Origin of the sequence: Bradyrhizobium guangxiense (assembly GCF_004114915.1) — a bacterium.
Lineage (GTDB): Bacteria > Pseudomonadota > Alphaproteobacteria > Rhizobiales > Xanthobacteraceae > Bradyrhizobium > Bradyrhizobium guangxiense.
Genome location: NZ_CP022219.1, coordinates 3,376,670 through 3,400,597 on the forward strand (window position 1 = coordinate 3,376,670; position 23,928 = coordinate 3,400,597).

Below are 23,928 nucleotides of genomic sequence, written 5' to 3' on the forward strand. Positions count from 1 at the left end.
GGTGCTTATTGCGTGTCGGAGCAAGTCGATCAACCCGCTGCGGCCGGCCGGGTGCCTCGGACTGGGACACAATCGACGCGGATATTCGTGCCGGCGCGCTTGCTAAACAAAACGATACAGTGTAGTTTTGCCATGGGGGCTGGACGAGATGCCGCGGCGAAGTTGCCGGCGGCGCCAAATCTGTGATCGCCAGCCACCGACAATGCCTCTTCCTTCGTGTTCGACTGACGTGTCCAGCCGCTCCCGTGGCTGGATCAGGCAGGCAGGCGGCCGCCTGACCGGGCTCCTGGCCCTGACCTGCGGCCTGGCGCTCGCCGCCTGCACCTCCCTGCCCCGCACGCCCTACACGGCCGCTGAAGCCCGCGCATCGCGCGTGCTCGATATCGACGGCCTCAGGCGCTACGCCGACGAGCCGGCCACGAAATTCAGCTTCGAGAAGGACACCAGCACTGCGACGAAGTCCTATCTGGCGCTCTCCGGCGGCGGCGCCGATGGGGCTTACGGCGTCGGCGTGCTCAACGGCTGGACCGCGGCCAGAACCCGCCCCGCCTTCTCCGTCGTCTCGGGCGTAAGCACCGGCGGGCTGATCGCGCCGTTCGCGTTTCTCGGCTCGCAATATGACGACACGCTGAAGGAGGTCTACACCAGCGGCATCGCCGAAAGCCTGTTGAACGATCCCAGCATCATGCGCGTGCTGTTTGGATCCGGCCTGTTCGGCAACACGCGGCTGCGGGAGCTCGTCGCTCGCTATGTCGGGCCGGAGATCATGGCGCAGGTCGCGCGCGAGAACGCCAAGGGGCGAAAGCTGCTGATCGTGACGACCGATCTCGACACCCAGCGCACTGCGATCTGGGACATGGGCAAGATCGCCGCGGTCGGAACGCCCGAGGCGCTCAAGCTGTTTCGCGACGTGATGGCGGCCTCCGCCAGCATTCCCCTGGTGTTTCCGCCGATCATGATCGACGCCGAAGGCGCGGGCCGCAAGTTTCAGGAGATGCATGTCGACGGCGGCGTGACCGCCCCGGTGCTGACGCTGCCCGAAGCTCTGCTGTTCCAGGGCAGCCGGCTGCCGGGCACGGCGAAGATGGACATCTACATCCTCGTCAACAAGAAGATCGAACGCAATTTCGAGCTCGTCTCCAACGGCACCATCGATGTCGCCTCGCGCAGCCTGTCGGCGATCACCCAGTCACAGACGCGCTCAATCATCTTCTCGACCTATGATTTCGCCAGGCGCAACCGTCTCGGCTTTCATCTGTCCTACATCGCGCACGACTATCCGGCGCCGCCGTCGGAAGGGTTCGATACCGCTTATATGCGTGCGCTCTATCAATACGGGTACGACAAGGCCGCGTCCGGTCAGGCCTGGACCTCCACGGTGCCGTGAGCCCGCGTGGAGGAACGAGGCCCGGCCGAAACCGTTGACGATACGGCCAATTCGGCCAGATTCGCGATGACGCCTCGGCTCCTGCGCGATATAGAGCGAATGACGACTGTCAGAAACGCGCAGGAATCATTGGGCATGGGATTGACTGCGACCAAGACCAGACCGGCAGCGCCGCGGCGCGAGGTGCCGAAATCCCGCGGCGGCCGGCCGACGAAGTCAGCTGCCATCGAGCGCGACCAGCGGCTGATCGAGGTCGCCACCCGCCTGTTCCTGGACCGCGGCTTCGACGCCACCTCGCTCGACGCGGTCGCGGAAGCGGCGCGGGTCAGCAAGCCCACCGTCTATTCCCGCTACGGCGACAAGCGCGGCCTGTTTGCCGCCGTGCTGAGGCGCGAGATCGCGCGCTGGCTTGCGCCGCTGTCCGCAGCCGCAGAGACGCAGCTCAGCAGCCCCGCGGACATCTCGGTCGAGCAGCGGCTGGTCGAGATCGGGCGCGAGATGCTGACCTTCACCTGCGGTCCCGATGCCGTCGCCTTCAGCCGCATGATGACCGCGCAGGCCATCAACTTCCCCGACGTCGCCAAGCTCGGCAAGGAGGAAGGCTGGCTCAAGGCGGTCGCCACCACGGCGCGCTTCTTCGACCATCTGGTGGCGCAGGGTGCGCTCGACGTCGAGGACACCACCATTGCCGCCGAGGTATTTCTCGACGTGGTGGCCGGTCACGCCCACCGCATGGCGACCTTCGGAATGGCGCTCGAGATGAAGGCCGCCGAAAAGCGCATGCGCGCGACGATCAAGCTGTTCCTGGCCGGCGCGCTCGGACCTGCCGACCGCGGCCAAGACGCCGCCAAGGGCACGCAACGCCGCCGCCCCTCGCGCTGACAATTCCGTGAGGATCCCGCTCTATCCCCACGGGGACGACCGCCACGCCATTGACCAAAATAAAACGACACGGTATGGTTTAGTTATGGGCGATGCGGACCGGCTTTTTTCACCAGCCCCAAAGGCGGCCCGTATCACCGAGATCGTCACGGCGGGTACAACCCGCCTCGACGCTCCGCGGCCGGCCTTCGCCCAAGGTCGGCCGCGAATTCTTTACGATCATCCGGCACACTCGCTGGCCGAGGGTTTCGAGCATGACGACTGCCAAACGATGGACCTCGCAACTGCTTGCGATCGCCTTGCCCGTGCTGCTCATCGCCGCACCGGCAGGGGCAACGGTGTCCATGGGCACACCGACCGCCCTTCATAGCGATACAGATGGTGACGCCGAGGCTGACCGCCAGGCCGTCAGCCGCGAGATCGAGCGCTTTCGCAGCTCGTCGATCTCGATCAGCCAGGCCATGGCGATCGCGGAAGCCCGCCATGCCGGCGCCACGACGGCGGACGTGAGCTTCGACGGCGGCTCCGGTGTGCCGGTGTATCGGGTGAAGACCGTGCACAACGACCGGATCTGGCGCCATACCATCAACGCTGCGACCGGCGAGCTTGTAGGTGGGGAAGCCGCCCTGCCCCTGACCGAGCTCGACAAGGACGATCGCAGCAATCTCGCAGCCCTGGGCGCGATCAGGCATCGGCTCGCCGATGCCGTGCGCGTTGCCGAGCGCGCCGCCTCGGGCAAGGCGATCAGCGGCGGGCTGGTGCGCGAGCGCGGCCGGCTGAACTTTTCGATCGTCGTCCTCAGCGGCGACGACCTCAAGGAGGTCACCCTGGAGCCGCCGGGCGCGCGCGCCAAATAGCGTAGTCCCTCGCGGGGCCGCATTCCCGCCGAAAAACCATTGACGGGCGCAAGACTCTCCCGCATAAGTCGCCGCCATGTTCACGACCACCAAACGCACGACCAAAACCACCACGGCCCCAGGGGCCCGGGGAGGCGTGCGCGCGTAGGTCGTCGACTTAAACGCATCAGCTCTACGGCAAGCCCCGCCCTCGATGGTCCGGGGCTTTTTTGTTGTCTCAATCTCAAGTCAATGGAGGACAAAGTGAGTAACGATCCCGTCGTCGCGATTGTCGGCGTCACCGGTGCGGTGGGCGCCGAATTCATCGCCACCATGGACAAGCGCGGCTTTCGCGTCGGCAAGCTCAAGGCGCTCGCCAGCGCCCGCTCGGCCGGCAAGACGGTGTCGTTCCGCGGCAAGGAGATCGTAATCGAGGAGCTGACCGAGCGCTCCTTCGAAGGTGTTGATATCGCCCTGTTCTCCGCCGGCGGCAGCATCTCCAGGAAGTACGCGCCGATCGCGGTCAAGTCCGGCGCCGTCGTGGTCGACAACTCCTCCGCCTTCCGCATGGACCCGAACGTGCCGCTGGTGATCCCCGAGATCAACGCGAACCGCATCCGCAACCACAAGGGCATCATTGCCAACCCGAACTGCGCCGCGATCACCGCGCTGGTGCCGCTGTGGCCGATCCACCAGAAGAACCGCATCAAGCGCGTCATCATCTCGACCTATCAGGCCGCCTCCGGCGCCGGTGCCGCGGCGATGGAGGAGCTGGTCGAATCGACCCGCGCCAATCTCAACGGGCAGGTCTATACGCCCAAGGTGATGCCACACCCCTACGCCTTCAACCTCTTCAACCACAACACGGCGATCGACCCTGACACCGGCTACAACGACGAAGAGACCAAGGTCATCAAGGAAACCCGCAAGATCTTCGAGGACGACAGTATCGCCGTTGGCGTCACCTGCGTGCGCGTGCCGGTGCTGCGCGCGCATTGCGAGGCCATCACCTTCGAATGCGAGAAGCCGATCACCGAGGACCAGGTCCGCGCCATCATGGCGCAGGCCCCCGGTGTGAAGGTGGTCGACGACCGCACCAAGAACTACTTCCCGATGCCGATCGACGCCTCGGGCCAGGACGACGTGCTGGTCGGCCGCATCCGCAAGGACCTCAGCGACACCTCAGGCCATTCGATCTCGATGTTCGTGGCGGCCGATCAGCTGCTCAAGGGCGCGGCGCTGAACGCGGTGCAGATTGCGGAGCTGCTGCCGCAGCGCGTGATGGCGTAACAGAGCACGCCTGTCGATCCGTCATCCTGAGGTGCGAACCATGCAGCGCCAGGCGCTGCATGGTGAACCTCGAAGGATGAACGGCCGAGATGCAGCAACCGGGCCGTCGCCCTTCGAGACTCGCCGAAGAGGCGAGCACCTCAGGGTGACGGTGATGCTTTTGCGCGGGTCGCCTACAGCTCTGCCCGAAACAGCAAACACGCATCGCCATACGAATAGAAGCGATAATCTTGCGCGATCGCATGCGCATAGGCCTGCTTCATCGTCTCCAGCCCTGAAAATGCCGACACCAGCATGAACAGCGTCGACTTCGGCAGGTGGAAATTCGTCATCAGAATATCGACCGCGCGGAAGCGATAGCCAGGGGTGATGAAGATCGAGGTCTCCGCCGCGAACGGCCGGATCGTGCCATCTTCGCTCGCCGCGCTTTCGAGCAGACGCAATGACGTGGTGCCGCCCGCGATGATGCGGCCGCCGTTCTTCCGCGCCGTGTTGAGCCGCTCCGCCGTCTCGGCCGAGATCGTGCCCCACTCGGCGTGCATCTTGTGGGCTTCGGTGTCGTCCACCTTCACCGGCAGGAACGTCCCTGCCCCGACATGCAGCGTGACGCGGTTGAGGCCGACGTCGCGCGCGCGCAGCGCCTGCTCCAGCGCGGGCGTGAAATGCAGCCCTGCGGTGGGCGCTGCAACCGCGCCCTCATTCGCCGCGAACATCGTCTGATAGTCCGCAAGGTCCTGATCGTCAGGCGTGCGCTTGGAGGCGATGTAGGGCGGCAGCGGCGGGCTGCCGAGATCGGCGATGGCCTGGTCGAGCGCCGGGCCGTGGAACGAGAACGACAGCGTCACCTCGCCCTCGGTGCCCTTGGCCTCGACCTCGGCGTCAAGATGACCGAGCAGGCAGACCTTGCCTTCATTGCCGAAGCGGACTCGATCGCCGGCAACAAGCTTCTTCGCCGGCTTCACCAGCGCCTGCCAGCGTGAGCCGTCGAGGCGCTTGATCAGGGTCGCCTCGATCTTCGGCTCGGTCTCGCGGCCGATGCGGCGGCCCTTCAATTGCGCAGCGATCACCTTGGTGTCGTTGACGACGAGCTGGTCGCCCGCCTTCAGCCATTGCGGCAGGTCGGCGATGGTCTGGTCGCGCAACGCACCGTTCTCCACCACCAGCATCCTGGCGGAGTCGCGCGGGCTCGCCGGGCGCAAGGCAATGCGCTCTGCGGGCAGGTCGAAATCGAACAGATCGGTGCGCATCCCTCGTCACCACCGTCATTCCGGGGCGATGCGCAGCATCGAACCCGGAATCTCGAGATTCCGGATTCGCGCTACGCGCGCTCCGGAATGACGCTACGTGGTCACTCCTTGTCCGCGGCCATCCGGGCCTTGACGATCTTATCCGGATTCATCACGGGCTCGCCGCGCTTGATCTTGTCGACGTTCTCCATGCCTTCGGTCACCTTGCCCCACACCGTGTACTGGTTGTCGAGGAAGCGGGCGTCGTCGAAGCAGATGAAGAACTGGCTGTCGCCGGAATCGGGGTTGGCGGCGCGCGCCATCGAGGCGGTGCCGCGCACATGCGGCTCCTTGTTGAACTCGGCCTTCAGCTTCTTGCCGGAGCCGCCAGTGCCGGTGCCGTGCGGGCAGCCGGTCTGCGCCATGAAGCCCTCGATGACGCGGTGGAACACGATGCCGTCGTAGAAGCCCTCACGGACCAGCTCCTTGATGCGCGCGACATGGCCGGGCGCGAGGTCGGGGCGCATCTCGATGGTGACGGGGCCTTGCGTGGTCTCGAGGATCAGGGTGTTTTCGGTGACGCTCATGCTCGTCTCTCTTGCGTTGGGGGTGAAGTCTTGTCGGGCGACGTTTTGCGGCTGCGGAACTGGATCGCGAATGGACGTCCCGCGGCGGCGCCGGCCATTGCATCGGTAAATGGCATCGGCGTGCAGCGTTGCAACGCCTCCATCACCGCGATCCGGTATTGCAGCCGGTCATTGTCGGAGGCCTCCGCGGATTCATAGGTAATCCTCGGATGGCCCAGAATGTTTCCGGCCCGGTTAAAGCTCACGACGACGGTGATGTCGAGGGGGCGGGCCTTGGCGGGCGGCGGCGGTCTCCAGCAGGTACGCAAGTGCCGGAAGACGTCCTGGATGGTGTTGACCTGCCCATCCTCGGCGGCTGCGCCGGAGACGCCGAGCAGCAGCATTGCGGCAACCAGCAAGAGCTTGTCGCCACAGCGCACTATCGCCGCTCCTACTTGATATCGGAAGCGACTTGCACCTTCACCATCTTGTCGGGATCGGTGACGGAGCCGCCGGGCGAGCCGGGGGGTGCCTTCTTCAGCTTGTCGACGACGTCCATGCCCTGCACCACCTCGCCGATCACGGTGTACTGGCCATCGAGGCTGCCGCCGTCGGCGAACATGATGAAGAACTGCGAGTTGGCGCTATCGACGCTGTCGCCGCGCCGGGCCATGCCGACGATGCCGCGGGCAAAATGCACCTTGGAGAATTCCTGCTTCAGGTTCGGATATTTCGAACCTCCGGTGCCGTTGAAATTCTGGCCGTCGCCGGTCTGCGCCATGAAGCCGTCCATGACGCGATGGAACGGCACGTTGTTGTAGTAGCCCTCGCGCGCGAGCTGCTTGATGCGCTCGGCATGCTGCGGCGCGATATCGGTCCTGAGCTTGATGACGATGCGGCCCTTGGTGCTGTCGATGACGATGGCGTTGGCCTTGTCGAGGTTTACAGGCAATTGCTGCGCCAGCGCCGGCACCGCGAACAGAAGCGCGGCAAGAACTGCGAGAATTCGGATCATGACAACTCCGGATCAGAGAAGAGAAGGAAGCGCCGTTATCCGGCGAATTTTGCCTTGAGCTGGCTGGCTACAAGCGGCGGGACAAAGGCCGAGACGTCCCCGCCCATGCCGGCGATCTGGCGCACCAAAGTGGCGGTGATCGGGCGAACCATGGGAGAGGCCGGCAGGAAGACGGTGTGCACTTCGGGCGCCATCGCCTCGTTCATGCCGGCGAGCTGCATCTCGTAGTCGAGATCGGTGCCGTCGCGGAGGCCCCGAATCATGATCGTCGCCCCGTGCTTGCGCGCCGCCGTCACCGACAGATCGTCAAAGGTCACGGCTTCGAGCACGCAGCCGGCCTTGGCCGCCACCGGCCCGCAAACGTCATGGAGCATCTTGAGCCGCTCCTCGGTCGAGAACAGCGGCTTCTTGCCGGGGTGGACCCCGATCGCGACCACGAGCCTGTCGCACAGCGACGCGCTATGCCGGACCACGTCCAGATGGCCGTTGGTGATGGGGTCGAAGGAACCGGGATAAAAGGCAATGCGCGGCATGGCTCCCTCCTACCGCGCCCGGCCCGGCCCGGCAAGCCGGGCAGGTTCCGTGGCCGTTTCCGGCGAAATATCCCGCCGGCCCAGTCGGCGAGAGCCGGTTTGTTTCGTCCTGAGGGCGCCCACGAAACAAAGAGGCGGGGACACGAAACCATTTCCCGGTGCGGCGAAGACGTCCGGAAACTGGCCATGGTTACCAATCCGGTCAACGAATGACGGGCCGCATCAAGGATGCAGGCGGCCGCATCACAGGGGACTGTCAATGATCAAGACTATCTCGGCGATTGCCATCTCCGCATGCGTTGCTGCCGCCCTCACCCTGCTGCCCGGTTTTGCCCCGACGGTCGAGGCCAGCGTCCCGCAGCCGCTGGCCAAGAGCGACCGGCTCGATATCCGCACCATCGGCAAGGACTGCTCCGCGCAGGCCTGGCCGAACTTCGAAGCATCTTGCCTGCGGCGTGCCGGCACCAAGGCGACCATCCGCGAGGCGCGCCTCGTGACTGCCAACCGCAACCCGTAGTCGGGTCTGTCAGTTTCGCGTCAGCTCCCCGAGCTGAATCCCAAGCTAAACCCCAGGCTAAATCCCATGGATATTTGCGACGTCTCGTCGCAGACTGTGTGATGCTCGCGCCCGTCGGAATGGCCCGTCGGGCGCGATCCCATTGGGGGCACCGTTGTCTACGACACAAGCAACCGCTTCCGGCCACCGTCCCGATCCCCTGCCGCTGACCATGACCATGGGCGCCCTCGGGGTGGTCTATGGCGATATCGGCACCAGCCCCCTCTACGCCCTGAAGGAAGCTGCCAAGGCGGCTGCGCATGGCGGCACTCTAAGCCACGAGGCTGTCCTGGGGGTTGCCTCGCTGATCCTCTGGGCGTTGCTGCTGATCATCTCGCTGAAATATGCGCTGTTGATCCTGCGCGCCGACAATCGCGGCGAAGGCGGCATCGTCGCGCTGCTGGCGCTGCTGCACGCCCGCCACGCCCAGCCCGGCACCTGGCGCGCCCATTTGCTCGTGGTCGGCCTCATTGGCGCCGCCCTGCTCTATGGCGATGGCGCGATCACGCCGGCCATCTCCGTGCTCAGCGCCATCGAGGGCCTCAAGGTCGATGCGCCTTCGCTGGCGCCCGCTGTGGTGCCGCTGACCGTCGCCATCCTGATCGGCCTGTTCATGATGCAGAAGCAGGGCACCGGCTTCATCGGCCGCATCTTCGGACCGGTGATGCTGGCCTGGTTCGTCGTGCTCGCCGCGCTCGGCATCCACGGCATCGTCAAGGCGCCGGCGGTGCTGGCGGCGCTGAGCCCGCTCTACGCCTTCGACTTCCTGATCCACCACGATTTCCACATCTCGTTCGGTATTCTCGGCGCGGCCTTCCTTGCGGTGACCGGCGGCGAGGCCATGTATGCGGACATGGGCCTTTTCGGCCGCCTGCCGATCCGGCTGGCCTGGTTCGCCATCTGCCTGCCCGCCCTGGTGCTGAACTATTTCGGCCAGGCCGCGCTGCTGATCACCGATCCCACGACGATCGAGAACCCGTTCTTCCAGCTTTGCCCCGACGCCCTGCACTATGTCCTCGTCGCCTTCTCGACGGTCGCGACCGTGATCGCCTCGCAGGCGATCATCTCCGGCGTGTTCTCGCTGACCCAGCAATCGATCCAGCTCGGCTTCCTGCCGCGCATGCAGATCCGCCACACCACCAGCGATGCGATCGGCCAGATCTACGTGCCGCTGGTGAACTGGCTGCTCGCCGCCGCAACGCTCGGGGCGGTGCTGAGCTTCGGCACGTCCGACGCGCTTGCCGGTGCGTATGGCATCGCAGTCTCGCTGCTGATGGCCATCACCACGTTGCTGGCCGCTCTCGTTGCGATCCAATGGGGCTATTCGCCCTGGCTCGTGGCCGTCGTGAACGGCGGCTTCTTTGCGATCGACCTGATCTTCTTCTCGGCCAATTCGATCAAGCTGTTCGAGGGCGGCTGGTTTCCGCTGCTGCTCGCCGGCCTTGTCGCCTTCCTGATGCTGACCTGGCGTGCCGGCGTGAAGCTGGTCGAAGCGGCACGCGCCCGGCTGCGCCAGCCCGAGGAGGACCTGATCGAGACCGCTGTCAACAAATGCCATGCGAGGCTGCCCGGAACCGCCGTATTCCTGGCCGCCGCACCGCGCGGCGTGCCGCTCGCGCTGACCCAGTTCGTCAGGCACAACCGCGTGCTGCATGAGCGCGTGCTGATCGTCACCGTGCTAATCGAGGAATCCCCGCACATCCCGGACGAGGAACGTGCCGAGGTGCATGAAATCATTCCCGGCATCACCCGCGTGGTCCTGCATTACGGCTTCATGCAGAATCCGACGATCTACGAAGGCCTGAAGCTCACCTGCCGCCAGGGCCAGCTGCCCGGCATCGATCTCGCCGAGATCACCTATTACGTCGGCCGCGAGACCATCATCCCGCGCGAGGACGTTCCGGGCATGTGGGTCTGGCGCGAAGGCGTGTTCGCCTTCCTGCAGCGCAACGCAGAGCGTTCGGCGGCGTTCTTCGGCGTGCCGACCAAGCAGGTGGTGGAGTTCGGCACGGAGCTGGAGATCTAGCGCTAGGGGGCTGACCGCAGCAGGCGACGAGATGTCTCTCATGTTGAAACCCAGGTTGGCGATCTCGCGCGATCAGGCCGAGGCGATCGTCCGCCGCATCACTCCGCACGCGTTGGTCCTCGGCATCACCGAACTGCATGGCGGCGAGATCGGGACCGTCCTGGAGATCACGCTGGCGGATGCGCCAGCCTGCATCCTCAAGGTCTATCCGGAATCGCTGCAGTGGAAGATGGCCAAGGAAGTCCATGTGCTAGGGCTCTTGCGGGATCTCGGCGAAGCCATCCCGACGATCCTGCTCGCCGACGACACGCGATCGGTGATCGAGCTGAACTATGTGCTCATGACCAAGTTGGACGGCGTCATGCTTGGCCGACGCGAGCAATGCTGTCGGAGACCGAGCTGTTTGCAATCTATGCCGCGATGGGCGCGGCGCTCCGTGAGATCAACGACATTACCCTCGACAGTTTTGGTTATATCGGCCCCAACGGGGTGTGGACGGCATATCCGAGCAATCAGGCCTACATGTCCGCGCAGCTCGAGAGGAAGCTGAAGGAGTTTTGCGCGCGGGGCGGCGATCCCGCGCTTGCCGCGCGGCTCCGGGACAGCGTTTTGGCGCGCCAGCATCTGTTGGACGCAGTGGATGTCCCTCGCCTGTGCCATTACGACTTCCACGCCGGAAATATCTTGGTGACCTCGCAGGGCGAACCGCGCCTGTCGGGCATCGTCGATTTCGAGAATGCGACGTCCGGCGATCCGCTGATGGATATCGCGAAGGCGCTTTACTACTTCACGCCGAAGGATGCGCCGAAGCGAGAAGGACTGCTCGCGGGCTATGGCAAGATCGAACGTCCCCACTGGCAGGAGACGCTCGGTCTCTACCGCATGTATTGCACGCTGGAGCTATGGTGCTGGATGGCACAGATCGGCAAGCACGAGGCGCTTGCCGATCTCACGGCGGAGCTTTCGCAGGCCACATCGTAGCCCGGAGGGAGCGAAGCGCAATCCGGGTTACCGGGAGGACCCGCTATTCCCCGTTCGCTCCGTTGCCGCTCTCCGCCTCTTCGGTGATGTGCTCGACCGAGACGACATGCTCGTCCTCGGCGGTGTCGAACACGATCACGCCCTGCGTCGAGCGGCCGGCGATGCGGATGCCTTCGACCGGGCAGCGGATCAGCTGGCCCTTGTCGGTGACCAGCATGATCTGATCGGCCTCTTCCACCGGGAAGGACGCCACCAGGTTGCCGTTGCGGTTGTTGACGCTCATCGCGACGATGCCTTTGCCGCCGCGGCCGGTGGTGCGGTACTCGTAGGACGAGGTCCGCTTGCCATAGCCGTTGACGGAGACCGTCAGCACGACCTGCTCGGCCGCCGACATCTCGACATAGCGCTCCTGCGCGAGCTGGAAGCTGCCGGAGGTCTCCTCGGCCTCGGCATCCCCTGGCGTCTCTTCCGCGGCGGATTCGCCAGCCACCGCGCGCCGCATCTTCAGGTACGCCGAGCGCTCGTCCGAGGTCGTCTCGACATGGCGCAGGATCGCCAGCGAAATCACCTTGTCGCCTTCGCCGAGCGCGATGCCGCGCACGCCCATCGAGGTGCGCCCGGTGAACACGCGCACATCGGGCACCGGGAAGCGGATGCATTGGCCGCCGGCCGCGGTCAGCAGCACGTCGTCGCGCTCGGTGCAGATTTGCACGTCGACGATCGACTCGCCGTCGTCGAGCTTCATGGCGATGATGCCGGAGCGGCGGACATCGACGAAGTCGGACAGCTTGTTGCGGCGGACGTTGCCGCCGGTGGTGGCGAACATCACGTCGAGCTCGCCCCAGGTGGATTCGTCCTCCGGCAGCGGCATGATGGTGGTGATGCGCTCACCCTGCTCCAGCGGCAGGATGTTGATCAGCGCCTTGCCGCGCGCGTTCGGCGCAGCCATCGGCAGACGCCAGACCTTCTCCTTGTAGACCTGGCCGCGCGAGGAGAAGAACAGCACCGGCGTGTGCGTCGAAGCCACGAACAAACGGCTGACGAAATCCTCGTCGCGGGTTTGCATGCCGGAGCGGCCCTTGCCGCCGCGGCGCTGCGCCCGGTAGGCCGACAGCGGCACGCGCTTGACGTAGCCGGCGTGCGAGACGGTGACGACCATGTCCTCGCGCTGGATCAGGTCCTCGTCCTCGACCTCACCCTCCTGCTCCATGATCACGGTGCGGCGGGGCGTCGCGAACTCCGCCTTCACCTCGGCAAGCTCGGTCTTGATGATGTCGAGGATGCGGGCGCGCGAGCGCAGGATCGCGAGATACTCCCCGATCTCGCCGGCGAGCTTTGCGAGCTCTTCGCCGATCTCGTCGCGGCCGAGTGCGGTGAGGCGTGCGAGGCGCAGTTCCAGGATCGCCCTCGCCTGCTCCAGCGACAGGCGGATGGTGCCGTCCTCGTTGATGCGGTGGCGGGGATCGTCGATCAGCGTGATGATGTCCTCGACGTCGCGCGCGGGCCAGTCACGCGTCATCAGGGTTTCGCGCGCGGCGGCCGGCGTCGGCGAATGCCGGATCACGCGGATGATCTCGTCGATATTGGCGACCGCGATGGCGAGGCCGACCTGCTCATGCGCGCGCTCGCGCGCCTTGCGCAGCTTGTATTTGGTCCGACGGGTGACGACCTGCTCGCGGAAGCCGACGAAGATCGTCAGCATGTCCTTCAGGTTCATCGTCTGCGGACGGCCGCTATCGAGCGCGACGGCGTTGACGCCGAAAGAGGTCTGCAGCGGCGTGAACTTGTAGAGCTGGTTCAGCACCACGTCGGGCACGGCGTCGCGCTTGAGCTCGACGACGACGCGGTAGCCGTCGCGGTCGGATTCGTCGCGCAGATCGGAGATGCCCTCGATCTTCTTTTCCTTGTAGAGCTCGGCGATGCGCTCGACCATCGTCGCCTTGTTCACCTGATACGGGATCTCGGTGATGACGATCGCCTCGCGCTCCTTGCGGATCGTCTCGAACGTGACCTTGCCGCGCATGACAATGGAGCCGCGGCCGAGATGATAGGCGCTGCGGATGCCCTGGCGTCCGAGGATGATGCCGCCGGTCGGGAAATCCGGGCCCGGGATGATGCTGTTGAGCTCGTCGATCGTCAGCGATGGATTGTCGATCAGCGCCACGCAGGCGTCGATCACCTCGCCGAGATTGTGCGGCGGGATGTTGGTGGCCATGCCGACGGCGATGCCGCCGGCGCCGTTCACCAGCAGGTTCGGGAACCGCGCCGGCAGAACCACGGGCTCCCGCTCGGAGCCGTCGTAATTGTCCTGGAAATCGACCGTGTCGTCGTCGATGTCCTCGAGCAGCTTCAGCGCGATCTTGGTGAGGCGGGACTCGGTGTAGCGCATCGCCGCCGCCGGATCGCCGTCGACCGAGCCGAAATTGCCCTGTCCGTCGATCAGGGGCGCGCGCATCGAGAAGTCCTGCGCCATGCGCACCAAGGCGTCGTAGATCGCCTGGTCGCCATGGGGGTGGTACTTACCCATGACCTCACCGACGGCACCGGCGGACTTCTTGTGCTTCTTGTCCGGGGTGTCGCCGCGATTGTTCATCGCGAACAGGATGCGGCGGTGCACCGGCTTCAACCCGTCGCGCGCATCGGGCAGCGCACGCGACACGATCACGCTCATGGCGTAGTCGAGATAGGACTTCTTCATCTCCTCGTAGATGGAGACGGGGCGAATGTCCGAGGGTTGCGCCGGCTGGTCGCCGGGCTTGTTGTCGTCGTCAGCCAAGGGGGAATCCGGTGAGTTTTTGTCTGGGAATCATATAGCGCATCGGAGGTCGGATAACCCCCCTTGCAGCCCGCCGTAAAGCGCTTTTTCCGCTTATTTTTCCAACTACTTACGGCCTCGGAGCCGGTGCCTGGAACGGCCCGGGAAACAGCCCCTGCGGAACGTCAATTACGCGTCCAGCGACCGCGCCGCAAACCCACCCCGGCCGGCCAACCGGCCCGGCCTAAGCCGACCTCATCCCAAACGTGAAGCGGGCCCGGAATCCCGAGCCCGCCCCGTCGATTAGTAAGATCTGCTGACACAAAATGAGAGCTCTGGCCAAACCTGCCGCCGCTCCCGCGTTGTGCTCCACCCGCTCAGAACGGGATGTCGTCGTCCATGTCGCTGTTGCGGCCACCGCCGCCGGCGGCCACGGGGCGGCGCGGCGCGCTGCTGATGGGACCTGAGGAGCCGAAATCGCCACCCGGCTCGTCGCCGAAGCTGCCACCGCCTCCGCCGCCGCCGCGGCCGTCGAGCATCGTCAGGGTCGAGTTGAAGCCCTGGAGTACGACCTCGGTCGAATACTTCTCGACGCCGCTCTGGTCGGTCCATTTGCGGGTCTGGAGCGCGCCCTCGATGTAAACCTTTGCGCCCTTCTTCAAATACTGCTCGGCGACCTTGCAGAGCCCCTCATTGAAGATCACGACGCGATGCCACTCGGTCTTCTCCTTGCGCTCGCCGGTATTCTTGTCGCGCCAGGTCTCCGAGGTGGCGATGCTCAAATTCGCAATCGGCCGCCCGTCCTGGGTGCGGCGGATTTCAGGATCCTTGCCCAGATTTCCAACCAGAATGACCTTGTTGACGCTTCCCGCCATCGCCGCTCTCCACTCCGAATGCCACTGAATCTGAAAGGCCGAGCGCGCTGCCCGCGCTCCTCTGCCCCCTGCTGAGGCGACCTATACGCTTGCCGGGACCGCTCAGCCCGCCACCGCCAAAGGTTATCCCCACATATAGCATCGACGTCGGATCTGTTCCAGATTTGTTCCCACGAGCTTCAGCACAAAATGCGGAGACGGGAATGGCTTAAAATTGCGTCGCGATGGCCGTGGGAATGGAACCAAACCGGGTTCCCGTGAACCACAAAAACCACTTAACATTCATTAAGTTAAGAGCGGTCGGATTGGCCCGGACTGTTGCGCATCGGGCACGGACTCGGCCACCGCGCCGGGCTATCGTTGCCTCGATTTGATGCAAATGGGCCTTGCGCCTGAATAGTCCGCCTCGGGGAACTCGATAGGCGGATACGACTGGGGAGATTGCAATGAAGAAAATTCTGTTCGGCCTCGCTGGCGCAGCTGCGCTGACCATCTCGGCTCCGGCCGGTGCTGCCGATCTCGCAGCCCGTCCCTATACCAAGGCGCCGGTCGCGCCCCCCGCTCCGATCTACACCTGGACCGGCTTCTACGTCGGTGTGCAGGGCGGCGGCGGCTGGGGTCGCAGCAACGAGACCTTCTTCGGCGCTCCGAATACGGCGATCTTCGCTGGATCCCAGAACTATGACATCACCGGCGGCTTCGTCGGCGGCGTGTTCGGCTACAACTGGCAGTCGGGTCCGGTCGTGTTCGGCCTCGAAGGCGATTATCACTGGGCTGACATCAGCGGCCGTTCGGCCGAGATCAATGCCGGCGTTGGCGACACCTACTTCACGAAGATTCGCGGCTTCGGCGACATCAAGGGCCGCCTCGGCTATTCGACCGGTCCGGCGCTCTTGTTCGTCAGCGGCGGTGCCGCGGTCGGCGACATCCAGCATCGCTATGACGGCGTCCCCGGAAACGTCTTCGTCCGGAACGACTGGCGTTGGGGTTGGACCGTCGGCGCCGGCGCGGAATACATGTTCGCGCCGAACTGGTCCGCCAAGGTCGAGTACAACTATATCGACTTCGGCAAGAGCACGATTCAGTACAGCGCCGTCCCGACCAACCGCTCAGAGTGGAAAGACACCGTCCACACCGTCAAGGCGGGCATAAACTATCACTTCAACTGGGGCCTGCCGGGCGCCACGCGATACTGATATCCGTCTGATATCATCGAGACTGAAGGCCGGCCCCGCGCCGGCCTTTGTCGTTGGTGGCTCGCCGGATGGGTGAGTCACGCTCACGTTTTAGGCGACCGTGTGGCTTTTGAGAGACACAACTTGCAGCTTTGGTGGTGTAAGCACGGCACCAGTTGGGCCGATGAGTCCGCTCCCTTCCGGTCACGGAAGGCAACAACAGAAACTGGGACTGGGATTAAGTTGAAAATGAAGAAGGTTTTGTTGGCTTCGGCCTGTTTGTTTGCTCTGGCAGCCCCCGCTTCGGCTGCTGATCTCGCGGCTCGCCCCTACACCAAGGCGCCCGTCGCTCCGGTTGCGGCCGTCTACAACTGGACCGGTTTCTATCTCGGTATCGTCGGTGGCGGCGCTTGGGAAGACGCTTCCGGCGACCCGAAGATGAAGGGTGGCTTCGTCGGCGGCACCGCCGGCTACAACTGGCAGACCGGCAACGTCGTGTTCGGCGTCGAGGCCGATGGCGCCTGGGCTGACGTCAGCGCTTCGGCCGCTGGTACGGTTTTCGTCCCCGGCATCGGTGGCATCCCCGCTTCGGTGAGTTCCAAGACCGACGCGATGGGCACCGTGCGCGGCCGCATCGGCTGGGCCGTCAACAACGTGCTGTTCTACGGCACCGGTGGTTACGCCTGGATCGACAACAAGATCACCGCCACGCTGGGTGGCCTCTCGGTCTCCGACAGCAAGTTCCACTCCGGCTGGACTGTCGGTGCGGGCGTCGAGGCGTTCTTCGCGCCGAACTGGTCGGTCAAGGGCGAGTATCTCTATCGCAGCCTCGGCGGCGAGACCTACTTCGGTGCCGTTCCCACCGGCACGCTCAACCTCCACACCGTGCAGGTCGGCGTGAACTATCACTTCGGTGGCCCGATCGTCGCCAAGTACTAAGCTCTAGTCCAACGCTATCCGCGTTACGAAAGGCCGGCCTCGCGCCGGCCTTTCTGTTTTTTCGGCACGCTCCAGAGCAGCTCCGCGTCCTCCTGCTGCCATGTGCCGCCAGCGCGCCAACATTCGGTTGACGATTCGCAACTCCCTCTGGAAATCCGCTTCCGTTCTTCCTACGTTCGCTGCCATACCCATCGGCGCCGACCCCGGTTCCGGGCGCAGCGCGCCTCTTTTTCCAGGCGCGGTCGCGCACCCATGGGCTTCCTTGAGGGCAACTCGGATGGATGAAGTGATCAAGGCGAAGCGCCAACAACAGAACGCGGGCTCGAGCCTGCGCGCAATTACGATCCGTGGCGCGCGCGAGCACAACCTCAAGAACATCGACGTCGAGATTCCCCGCGACAAGCTGGTGGTGTTCACCGGCCTGTCAGGCTCCGGCAAATCCTCGCTCGCCTTCGACACGATCTACGCCGAGGGCCAGCGCCGCTACGTTGAGTCGCTCTCGGCCTATGCGCGTCAGTTCCTGGAGATGATGCAGAAGCCGGATGTCGACCAGATTGACGGCCTGTCGCCGGCGATCTCGATCGAGCAGAAGACGACCTCGAAGAACCCGCGCTCGACCGTCGGCACCGTCACCGAGATCTACGATTACATGCGCCTGCTCTGGGCCCGCGTCGGCGTGCCCTATTCGCCCGCCACGGGCCTGCCGATCGAGAGTCAGACCGTCTCGCAGATGGTCGACCGCGTGCTGGCACTGCCCGAGGGCACCCGTCTTTATCTGCTTGCGCCCGTGGTGCGCGGCCGCAAGGGCGAGTACCGCAAGGAGCTCGCCGAATGGCTCAAGAAGGGCTTTCAGCGCGTCAAGATCGACGGCACCTTCTACGAGCTTGCGGAAGCCCCTAGCCTGGACAAGAAATTCCCGCACGACATCGACGTCGTCGTCGACCGCATCGTGGTGCGCGCCGACATCGGCCAGCGCCTCGCCGAGAGTTTTGAGACCGCGCTGAAGCTCGCCGAGGGCCTCGCCGTCGTCGAGTTCGCCGACGCGTCGGCGGCAGCACCTGCCGAGGAGAAAAAGAAGACCGCCAAGATCCACGACAAGAGCGGCCCCGAGCGCATCCTGTTCTCGGAAAAGTTCGCCTGCCCGGTCTCCGGCTTCACGATTCCTGAGGTCGAACCGCGCCTGTTCTCCTTCAACAATCCCTATGGCGCCTGTCCTGCCTGCGGCGGCCTCGGCGTCGAGCAGCATGTCGACGAAGACCTCGTCATCCCCGACAAGGAGCTCGCCATCGGCAAGGGCGCGATTGCGCCCTGGGCCAAATCGTCCTCGCCCTACTACGTGCAGACGCTGACAGCGCTCGGCAAGCACTACAAGTTCACGCTGACCACCAAGTGGAAGGATCTGCCGAAGAAGACGAAAGACGCGATCCTTCATGGCTCCGGCGAGGACGAGATCAAGTTCTCCTACGAGGACGGGGTGCGCTCCTACGACACCAAGAAGCCGTTCGAGGGCGTCATCACCAACATTAACCGCCGCTATCGCGAGACCGAAAGCGAGTGGGCGCGCGAGGAGCTCGCGAAGTACTTCCACGACGTGCCCTGCGAGGGCTGCAAGGGCTTCCGGCTCAAGCCCGAGGCGCTCTGCGTCAAGATCGGGGCCAAGCACATCGGCGAGATCTCGGAGCTGTCGGTCAAGAAGGCCGGCGAATGGTTCGAGACCGTGCCCGATGCGCTCAACGCGCAACAGAACGAGATCGCCGGACGCATCCTGAAGGAGATCCGCGAGCGCCTCACCTTCCTGCTCGACGTCGGCCTCAACTATCTCACGCTATCCCGCTCCTCCGGCACGCTGTCCGGCGGCGAGAGCCAGCGCATCCGCCTGGCCTCCCAGATCGGCTCCGGCCTGACGGGCGTGCTCTACGTGCTCGACGAGCCTTCGATCGGCCTGCACCAGCGCGACAACGCCCGCCTGCTCGACACGCTGAAGCGGCTGCGCGACCTCGGCAATACCGTGGTCGTGGTCGAGCATGACGAGGACGCCATTCGCCTCGCCGACTACGTGCTCGACATCGGCCCCGGCGCCGGCATGCATGGCGGCCACATCGTCGCCGAAGGCACCCCCGCCGAGATCATGCGCAACCCGAAATCGCTCACCGGCAAGTATCTGACCGGCGAGCTCGAGGTCGAGGTGCCGGAGCGGCGTCCGCCGAACCATCGCCGCACCATCAAGGTGGTGAACGCGCGCGGCAATAACCTCAAGAACGTCACCGCCGAAATTCCGCTCGGCCTGTTCACCTGCGTCACCGGCGTCTCCGGCGGCGGCAAGTCGACGCTGCTGATCGACACGCTCTACCGCGCCATTGCCCGCAAGCTGAACAATGCCAGCGAAGGCGCAGCCCCGCACGATCGCATCGAGGGCCTCGAGCACATCGACAAGATCATCGATATCGACCAATCGCCGATCGGCCGTACCCCGCGCTCGAATCCTGCCACCTATACCGGCGCCTTCACGCCGATCCGCGAATGGTTCGCCGGCCTGCCGGAGGCCAAGGCGCGCGGCTACGAGCCCGGCCGCTTCTCATTCAACGTCAAGGGCGGCCGCTGCGAGGCCTGCCAGGGCGACGGCGTCATCAAGATCGAGATGCACTTCCTGCCCGACGTCTACGTCACCTGCGACGTCTGCAAGGGCAAACGCTACAACCGCGAGACGCTGGAGGTGCTGTTCAAGGGCAAGAGCATCGCCGACGTGCTCGACATGACCGTCGAGGAAGCCGCCGAGTTCTTCAAGGCGGTGCCGCGCGTGCGCGAGACCTTCCAGACCCTGCACCGCGTCGGCCTCGATTACATCCACGTCGGCCAGCAGGCGACGACGCTCTCAGGCGGCGAAGCCCAGCGCGTCAAACTGGCAAAAGAGCTGTCCAAGCGCGCCACCGGCCGCACGCTCTACATCCTGGACGAGCCCACCACCGGCCTGCACTTCCACGACGTCAAGAAGCTGCTGGAGGTGCTGCACGAGCTGGTCGCGCAAGGCAACACGGTGGTCGTCATCGAGCACAATCTCGAAGTCATCAAGACCGCCGACTGGGTCATCGACCTCGGCCCCGAAGGCGGCGACGGCGGCGGCGAGATCGTCGCCTGGGGCCCGCCGGAGGACATCGCCAAGGCGCCGCGCAGCTACACGGGCAAGTTCCTGGAGCCGGTGCTCGAGAAAGCGCGGAAGCCGAAGCGGAGGCGTGCGGCGAGCGAGGCCGCGGAGTAGCTTCCACAACACTAGGTCAAGGCGTGAAGAACCACGACTTCTTCAAACTAATGAGTTCCGTGAAGGAGTCGCTCAACAGCGCTTATCTCCGCATACGCGCACGAAGTAAGGAAGATCCGGGAACGGCTGGAGATCAGGTCGAAGAAGATTGGGCAGAGATCCTAAAAGATTGGCTGCCCGCGAACTATCAAATCGTCACCAAAGGAAGGATTCTATTTGCTGATGGTTCGTCAAGTCCGCAGGTTGATGTCCTAGTTCTCGCCCCCTCATATCCACGAGGTTTAGGGAATGAAAAGTACGTTTTTGCTGGCGGCGTTGTAGCGGCATTTGAATGCAAATTGACCCTCCGCATCGCAGACATTAAACGAGCCTTTACGACAGCAGCGGCAATCAAGCGGAAAGCGCCACCCCGTTCGGGTACTCCCTACGAAGAGCTAAATCGCGGTCCGATTTTCGGACTGTTGGCGCATTCACAGTCCTTTGGGAAGATCGAGAAAAGCTGGCATCGTTTATACGACGCGGTTGAAAAGTATGCTGCCGAATGCTCCGAACACCCTCGCGAATTGTTGGACGTTGTGTGCGTTGCAGATACAGCGATCTTGTCATTGAGCAAGCATGTTCTGGTCGGCAAGAGTCTAAGCCAGCAAGACTTGGAAGAGCTCTCAGAGTTAGAGAGAGATGGCGTTGTTGCAGCCATGTATGCTGCTCTAGACGAGACTAGGAAACATCCCGAGTTGGATTTTTCTGGGTCAATTCTGGCAGGCCTCATTTACGAACTCACACATCGAATTGCTTTCGAGGACCCAGCGATTCGTCCTTGGGCAGATCATTTGTCACACTTGGGATTTTATGGCGGAATTGGTCGTCCACTTTATTGCTCGGAAGAGATCCTATCGGACGGCGTGCGCACTCGTCTCAAAGAGGAAGGAGCAACTGACGAACCTTGGAGCAAATGGAATCGAGACCTTCCGTAGGAGCCGCCGCCAGCCTCAATGGATGGTCCCTTAGATTGTTCTAGTTTTTGCGAAGCTTCCATGCCCTACTCCCTTGCCATCTTCGATCTCGACGGCACGTTGGCTGACAGCTTCCCCTGGTTCCTGCGCACCATCAACGACATTGCCGACCGCTTCGGCTTTCGCCGCGTCGCCGATGAGGACATCGAGGGACTGCGGCATGCCTCGACGCGCGAGATCCTCACCCGGCTCGAAGTACCGTTGTGGAAGTTGCCGGCGATCGCGCGGCATGCGCGGCGGCTGAAGGGTGAGGCAGCCAGCGAGATCTCGCTGTTTGCGGGCGTCGAGGTGATGCTGCAGACGCTCGCTGAGAACGGTGTGCAGCTGGCGCTGGTGACGTCCGACAGCGAAGCCAATGCGCGCAAGAAGCTCGGGGATGCCGCGGCGCTGTTCGCGTATTTCGATTGCTCGGCGTCGCTGTTCGGCAAGCCCGCGAAATTCCGCCGCATCATCGGCCGCGCCGGCGTCGAGCCGGGCAAGGTCATCGCGATCGGCGACGAGGTGCGCGACATCGAAGCGGCGCGCTCAGTCGGCATTGCCTGCGGCGCGGTGTGCTGGGGATATGCGGCCCCACTGGCGCTGCGGGCGCTGGAGCCGGATCATATGTTCGAGCGGATGGATGAGATTACGGATGTCGTGTGCCGAATTCGTAGGGTGGGTTAGCGCAGCGCAACCCACCACCTCTGGCGCCGCGGAAGCCAAAGAGGTGGGTTACGCTGCGCCCTACGCAATCCCCTACTCCGTCCTGCGCAAGAACGCCCCGAATGCCCGCGGGCCGTCGCCGGTCTTGATCTCGCCGATCACCTTCAGCTCGACCGCATCGATGATGCTGAGCGTGTTGCTCTCCCAGCACGCGACGATGACGCGCTTGCCGTCGGCGGTCGCGTTGATGCCCTCGGGGTAGTCGCCGACATTGATGCGCTTGACCGGTTTCAGGCTCGAAAGGTCGAACACGCTGACGGTGCCGCCATATTGGTCGGTGACGAAGCCGCGCCCTGGCGTCAGCGCCACCGCATAAGGCCGCATGCCGACCGGCACGCGGCCGATCTCGCGCCCTTCCGCAATGTCGATGACGGAGACGTCGTCGGAGCCGACATTGGCAGTGTAGGCGCGCCTGCCCTCGGCATCGATGGTGACGCCGAAGGGACGCGTGCCGACCTTGATGACCGCCTTGCGCCGGCGCGTCGCGGTGTCGACCACCGAGACGCTATCGTCGTCGCGGTCGGCCGAGAGCAGCAGCTTGCCGTCAGGTGTCACCGCCAAACCCGACGGCGAGGCGCCGACCGCGATGCTCCCGGTGACGCTGCGCGAGGCTGCATCGATCACCCGCACCGCCGCCGCATACAAGTCGGCGACATAGACGGTCTTGCTATCGGGCGAGACCGCGATGCCGAGCGGCCCGCCGCCGACCTCGATCCGTCCCACCACCTGCCGCATTGCGGCGTCTACCACTGTCACCGCCTTGGCGTCGGGGCTCGTGACATAGGCAAAGCGTCCGTCGGCGCTGACGGCGACGCCCGCCGGCTTTCCGCCGATCGGGATGGTCGTGACGCTGCGAAATTTGCCGAGATCGACGACCATCAGATCGTCGCTGAGCTGATTGGTGACGAAGGCTTCTTCGGCAAACGCGCTGCCGAAGTCTGGGCCAGGAGCAGCACAGCAAAGGCTGGCGGCGAGCGCCGCCAGGACCAAGGCCCGCACGATCAGCTACCGCTCTCGATCTTCTTCTTCAGCGCCTCGAGGCCGGTCTTGTAGAGCCCGCTCACCGCGGTCTTGGCGGCTTCGTCGTTCAGCTCCGGCGGCGGATCGTTGTTGGGAAAGCCGCGGTAGAACGCGCCGGCCCATTCCAGCTTCGACTTGCCGTCGGGCGCCGGCGACACCGTCAACGTCGAGGAATAATTGGTCACCGGCAGCACCTTCACGTCAACCTTGGTGATCCGGTACGAATAGCTCAGCATATCGGGCTCGTATTTGTAGAGCTCCTCCTCGACAGTCGCCCCGCCCTGCAGAGTCAGCGTCCGCGTCGCGCCGACCTCGTTGCCCTTCTCGCCCGTGGTCTTGTTGACGGGAGGAAGCCAGCTCATGTCCTGGAAATTGGAGATCGCGGCCCACACCTCGGCCGGGGGCGCATTGATCTCGATGGATTCCCGCACCTTCTGCCGCGTCGGCCCGTGGGCCCAGGCCGGGCCAAAGGTCGCCGTCAAGCCTGCCGCCCCAATGACAGCCAGCGCCGCAGCCACGGCCGTGCGCCGCCCAATCGTCACCCTCATTCTCGCTTCCTCTTACGTCCAGTTGATCATGCGCGACTTGGCGTGCGCGCTCCCAGTCATCCTAGCGCATTTTGGGGCCGAGGGGAGACCGGTTCGTGGCGCCGTTGCGGCGGCGCTCCATCGACCACCTGTTGCGCGGCCGGTCGGACAAAACACCTACGGGAAGGTCAATGCGTCCAGTTCAAAACAATTCGCTTTACTAGAATTCGGAAATATCGCATGTTTCGGTCATCTCAACCCGGGCCGAGGGGCGGATCGCGATCGTCACGAACGCGGGTTGGGAGGTGGTGGACGCGGGCCGCGTCGCGCGCCGTCGGTTTGCAGGGCGGGTCACACCGTGAGCAGGC

The 23,928-nt window shown here is 64.4% G+C and carries 21 protein-coding genes and 1 pseudogene; 13 read left to right on the plus strand and 9 right to left on the minus strand.

From position 1 onward, the window contains the following. Positions 1 to 178: 178 nt before the first annotated feature. The 4 genes from X268_RS15995 (at position 179) to X268_RS16010 (ending at position 4,395) form a co-directional block, all read left to right on the plus strand. Complete coding sequence (locus tag X268_RS15995) at positions 179 to 1,387, plus strand: patatin-like phospholipase family protein (protein ID WP_128929284.1); 1,209 nt, start codon at positions 179 to 181, stop codon at positions 1,385 to 1,387. Between the two features lie 135 nt (positions 1,388 to 1,522). Then, positions 1,523 to 2,269: a TetR/AcrR family transcriptional regulator gene (locus X268_RS16000; protein ID WP_128925838.1), complete on the plus strand. Its 747-nt coding sequence runs from the start codon at positions 1,523 to 1,525 to the stop codon at positions 2,267 to 2,269. Between the two features lie 338 nt (positions 2,270 to 2,607). Then, positions 2,608 to 3,126 carry a PepSY domain-containing protein gene (locus tag X268_RS16005; protein WP_430648416.1) on the plus strand — a complete coding sequence of 173 codons (519 nt, stop codon included), beginning with the start codon at positions 2,608 to 2,610 and terminating at the stop codon, positions 3,124 to 3,126. 231 nt (positions 3,127 to 3,357) lie between these two features. Further along, positions 3,358 to 4,395 (plus strand): aspartate-semialdehyde dehydrogenase, encoded by a 1,038-nt coding sequence (locus X268_RS16010; protein ID WP_128925839.1) that lies wholly within the window; start codon positions 3,358 to 3,360, stop codon positions 4,393 to 4,395. Between the two features lie 173 nt (positions 4,396 to 4,568). On the opposite strand, the gene queA is transcribed toward X268_RS16010, so the two are convergent. The 5 genes from queA to coaD form a co-directional block, all read right to left on the minus strand. Then, complete coding sequence (gene queA / locus X268_RS16015; protein WP_128925840.1) at positions 4,569 to 5,642, minus strand: tRNA preQ1(34) S-adenosylmethionine ribosyltransferase-isomerase QueA; 1,074 nt, start codon at positions 5,640 to 5,642, stop codon at positions 4,569 to 4,571. 101 nt (positions 5,643 to 5,743) lie between these two features. After that, positions 5,744 to 6,208: a peptidylprolyl isomerase gene (locus tag X268_RS16020; RefSeq protein WP_028180549.1), complete on the minus strand. Its 465-nt coding sequence runs from the start codon at positions 6,206 to 6,208 to the stop codon at positions 5,744 to 5,746. After that, positions 6,205 to 6,591 (minus strand): hypothetical protein, encoded by a 387-nt coding sequence (locus X268_RS16025; protein WP_164938136.1) that lies wholly within the window; start codon positions 6,589 to 6,591, stop codon positions 6,205 to 6,207. Before X268_RS16025 ends, X268_RS16020 begins: the two co-directional genes overlap by 4 nt. A gap of 47 nt (positions 6,592 to 6,638) precedes the next feature. Beyond that, positions 6,639 to 7,202, minus strand: coding sequence for a peptidylprolyl isomerase (locus X268_RS16030; RefSeq protein ID WP_128925842.1), 564 nt, complete (start codon positions 7,200 to 7,202; stop codon positions 6,639 to 6,641). 35 nt (positions 7,203 to 7,237) lie between these two features. After that, positions 7,238 to 7,735, minus strand: coding sequence for a pantetheine-phosphate adenylyltransferase (coaD, locus tag X268_RS16035; protein WP_128925843.1), 498 nt, complete (start codon positions 7,733 to 7,735; stop codon positions 7,238 to 7,240). Positions 7,736 to 7,994: 259 nt separating this feature from the next. On the opposite strand from coaD, the gene X268_RS16040 reads away from it, so the two are divergent. The 4 genes and pseudogenes from X268_RS16040 (at position 7,995) to X268_RS40710 (ending at position 11,298) form a co-directional block, all read left to right on the plus strand. Next, on the plus strand, positions 7,995 to 8,252 hold the full coding sequence (locus X268_RS16040) for a hypothetical protein (RefSeq protein WP_128925844.1): 258 nt from the start codon (positions 7,995 to 7,997) through the stop codon (positions 8,250 to 8,252). 211 nt (positions 8,253 to 8,463) lie between these two features. Continuing rightward, positions 8,464 to 10,317 carry a potassium transporter Kup gene (locus X268_RS16045; RefSeq protein ID WP_128929286.1) on the plus strand — a complete coding sequence of 618 codons (1,854 nt, stop codon included), beginning with the start codon at positions 8,464 to 8,466 and terminating at the stop codon, positions 10,315 to 10,317. 40 nt (positions 10,318 to 10,357) lie between these two features. Continuing rightward, positions 10,358 to 10,582: pseudogene (locus X268_RS41075) on the plus strand (aminoglycoside phosphotransferase family protein); the annotation flags it as partial. 116 nt (positions 10,583 to 10,698) lie between these two features. After that, the gene (locus X268_RS40710) at positions 10,699 to 11,298 is read left to right on the plus strand and encodes a phosphotransferase family protein (protein WP_347341914.1); all 600 of its coding nucleotides are present in this window, start codon (positions 10,699 to 10,701) and stop codon (positions 11,296 to 11,298) included. 43 nt (positions 11,299 to 11,341) lie between these two features. On the opposite strand, the gene gyrA is transcribed toward X268_RS40710, so the two are convergent. Together gyrA and X268_RS16060 are read right to left on the minus strand one after the other, a co-directional pair. Then, a complete protein-coding gene (gyrA, locus tag X268_RS16055) occupies positions 11,342 to 14,074 on the minus strand; it encodes a DNA gyrase subunit A (RefSeq protein ID WP_128925845.1) in 2,733 nt (910 codons plus the stop codon). A gap of 356 nt (positions 14,075 to 14,430) precedes the next feature. Continuing rightward, positions 14,431 to 14,928, minus strand: coding sequence for a single-stranded DNA-binding protein (locus X268_RS16060; protein WP_128925846.1), 498 nt, complete (start codon positions 14,926 to 14,928; stop codon positions 14,431 to 14,433). A 446-nt stretch (positions 14,929 to 15,374) separates the two neighbouring features. Between X268_RS16060 and X268_RS16065 the strand changes: the two genes are divergently transcribed. From X268_RS16065 to X268_RS16085, 5 genes are all read left to right on the plus strand, one after another. After that, positions 15,375 to 16,124 (plus strand): outer membrane protein, encoded by a 750-nt coding sequence (locus X268_RS16065; RefSeq protein WP_128925847.1) that lies wholly within the window; start codon positions 15,375 to 15,377, stop codon positions 16,122 to 16,124. A gap of 228 nt (positions 16,125 to 16,352) precedes the next feature. Next, entirely contained in the window at positions 16,353 to 17,042 is a 690-nt protein-coding gene (locus X268_RS16070; protein WP_128925848.1) for an outer membrane protein, read from the plus strand. Positions 17,043 to 17,319: 277 nt separating this feature from the next. Further along, positions 17,320 to 20,298 carry an excinuclease ABC subunit UvrA gene (gene uvrA / locus X268_RS16075; RefSeq protein ID WP_128925849.1) on the plus strand — a complete coding sequence of 993 codons (2,979 nt, stop codon included), beginning with the start codon at positions 17,320 to 17,322 and terminating at the stop codon, positions 20,296 to 20,298. A 23-nt stretch (positions 20,299 to 20,321) separates the two neighbouring features. Then, positions 20,322 to 21,272: a DUF6602 domain-containing protein gene (locus X268_RS16080; RefSeq protein ID WP_128925850.1), complete on the plus strand. Its 951-nt coding sequence runs from the start codon at positions 20,322 to 20,324 to the stop codon at positions 21,270 to 21,272. Positions 21,273 to 21,332: 60 nt separating this feature from the next. Continuing rightward, entirely contained in the window at positions 21,333 to 21,974 is a 642-nt protein-coding gene (locus tag X268_RS16085; RefSeq protein ID WP_128929287.1) for an HAD family hydrolase, read from the plus strand. A gap of 72 nt (positions 21,975 to 22,046) precedes the next feature. On the opposite strand, the gene X268_RS16090 is transcribed toward X268_RS16085, so the two are convergent. Further along, a complete protein-coding gene (locus X268_RS16090) occupies positions 22,047 to 23,012 on the minus strand; it encodes a YVTN family beta-propeller repeat protein (protein WP_128925851.1) in 966 nt (321 codons plus the stop codon). Between the two features lie 2 nt (positions 23,013 to 23,014). Next, a complete protein-coding gene (locus X268_RS16095; protein WP_128925852.1) occupies positions 23,015 to 23,581 on the minus strand; it encodes an SRPBCC family protein in 567 nt (188 codons plus the stop codon). Positions 23,582 to 23,928 lie beyond the last annotated feature (347 nt).

Excerpts from the sequence above, each read along its gene's own strand:
- X268_RS16000 (WP_128925838.1), top strand. The coding sequence starts at position 1,523 with ATGGGATTGACTGCGACCAAGACCAGACCGGCAGCGCCGCGGCGCGAG.
- X268_RS16010 (WP_128925839.1), top strand. The coding sequence starts at position 3,358 with ATGGAGGACAAAGTGAGTAACGATCCCGTCGTCGCGATTGTCGGCGTC.
- queA (WP_128925840.1), bottom strand. The coding sequence starts at position 5,642 with ATGCGCACCGATCTGTTCGATTTCGACCTGCCCGCAGAGCGCATTGCC.
- X268_RS16020 (WP_028180549.1), bottom strand. The coding sequence starts at position 6,208 with ATGAGCGTCACCGAAAACACCCTGATCCTCGAGACCACGCAAGGCCCC.
- X268_RS16025 (WP_164938136.1), bottom strand. The coding sequence starts at position 6,591 with ATGCTGCTGCTCGGCGTCTCCGGCGCAGCCGCCGAGGATGGGCAGGTC.
- X268_RS16030 (WP_128925842.1), bottom strand. The coding sequence starts at position 7,202 with ATGATCCGAATTCTCGCAGTTCTTGCCGCGCTTCTGTTCGCGGTGCCG.
- coaD (WP_128925843.1), bottom strand. The coding sequence starts at position 7,735 with ATGCCGCGCATTGCCTTTTATCCCGGTTCCTTCGACCCCATCACCAAC.
- X268_RS16040 (WP_128925844.1), top strand. The coding sequence starts at position 7,995 with ATGATCAAGACTATCTCGGCGATTGCCATCTCCGCATGCGTTGCTGCC.
- X268_RS16045 (WP_128929286.1), top strand. The coding sequence starts at position 8,464 with ATGACCATGGGCGCCCTCGGGGTGGTCTATGGCGATATCGGCACCAGC.
- X268_RS40710 (WP_347341914.1), top strand. The coding sequence starts at position 10,699 with ATGCTGTCGGAGACCGAGCTGTTTGCAATCTATGCCGCGATGGGCGCG.
- X268_RS16060 (WP_128925846.1), bottom strand. The coding sequence starts at position 14,928 with ATGGCGGGAAGCGTCAACAAGGTCATTCTGGTTGGAAATCTGGGCAAG.
- X268_RS16065 (WP_128925847.1), top strand. The coding sequence starts at position 15,375 with ATGAAGAAAATTCTGTTCGGCCTCGCTGGCGCAGCTGCGCTGACCATC.
- X268_RS16070 (WP_128925848.1), top strand. The coding sequence starts at position 16,353 with ATGAAGAAGGTTTTGTTGGCTTCGGCCTGTTTGTTTGCTCTGGCAGCC.
- uvrA (WP_128925849.1), top strand. The coding sequence starts at position 17,320 with ATGGATGAAGTGATCAAGGCGAAGCGCCAACAACAGAACGCGGGCTCG.
- X268_RS16085 (WP_128929287.1), top strand. The coding sequence starts at position 21,333 with ATGCCCTACTCCCTTGCCATCTTCGATCTCGACGGCACGTTGGCTGAC.
- X268_RS16095 (WP_128925852.1), bottom strand. The coding sequence starts at position 23,581 with ATGAGGGTGACGATTGGGCGGCGCACGGCCGTGGCTGCGGCGCTGGCT.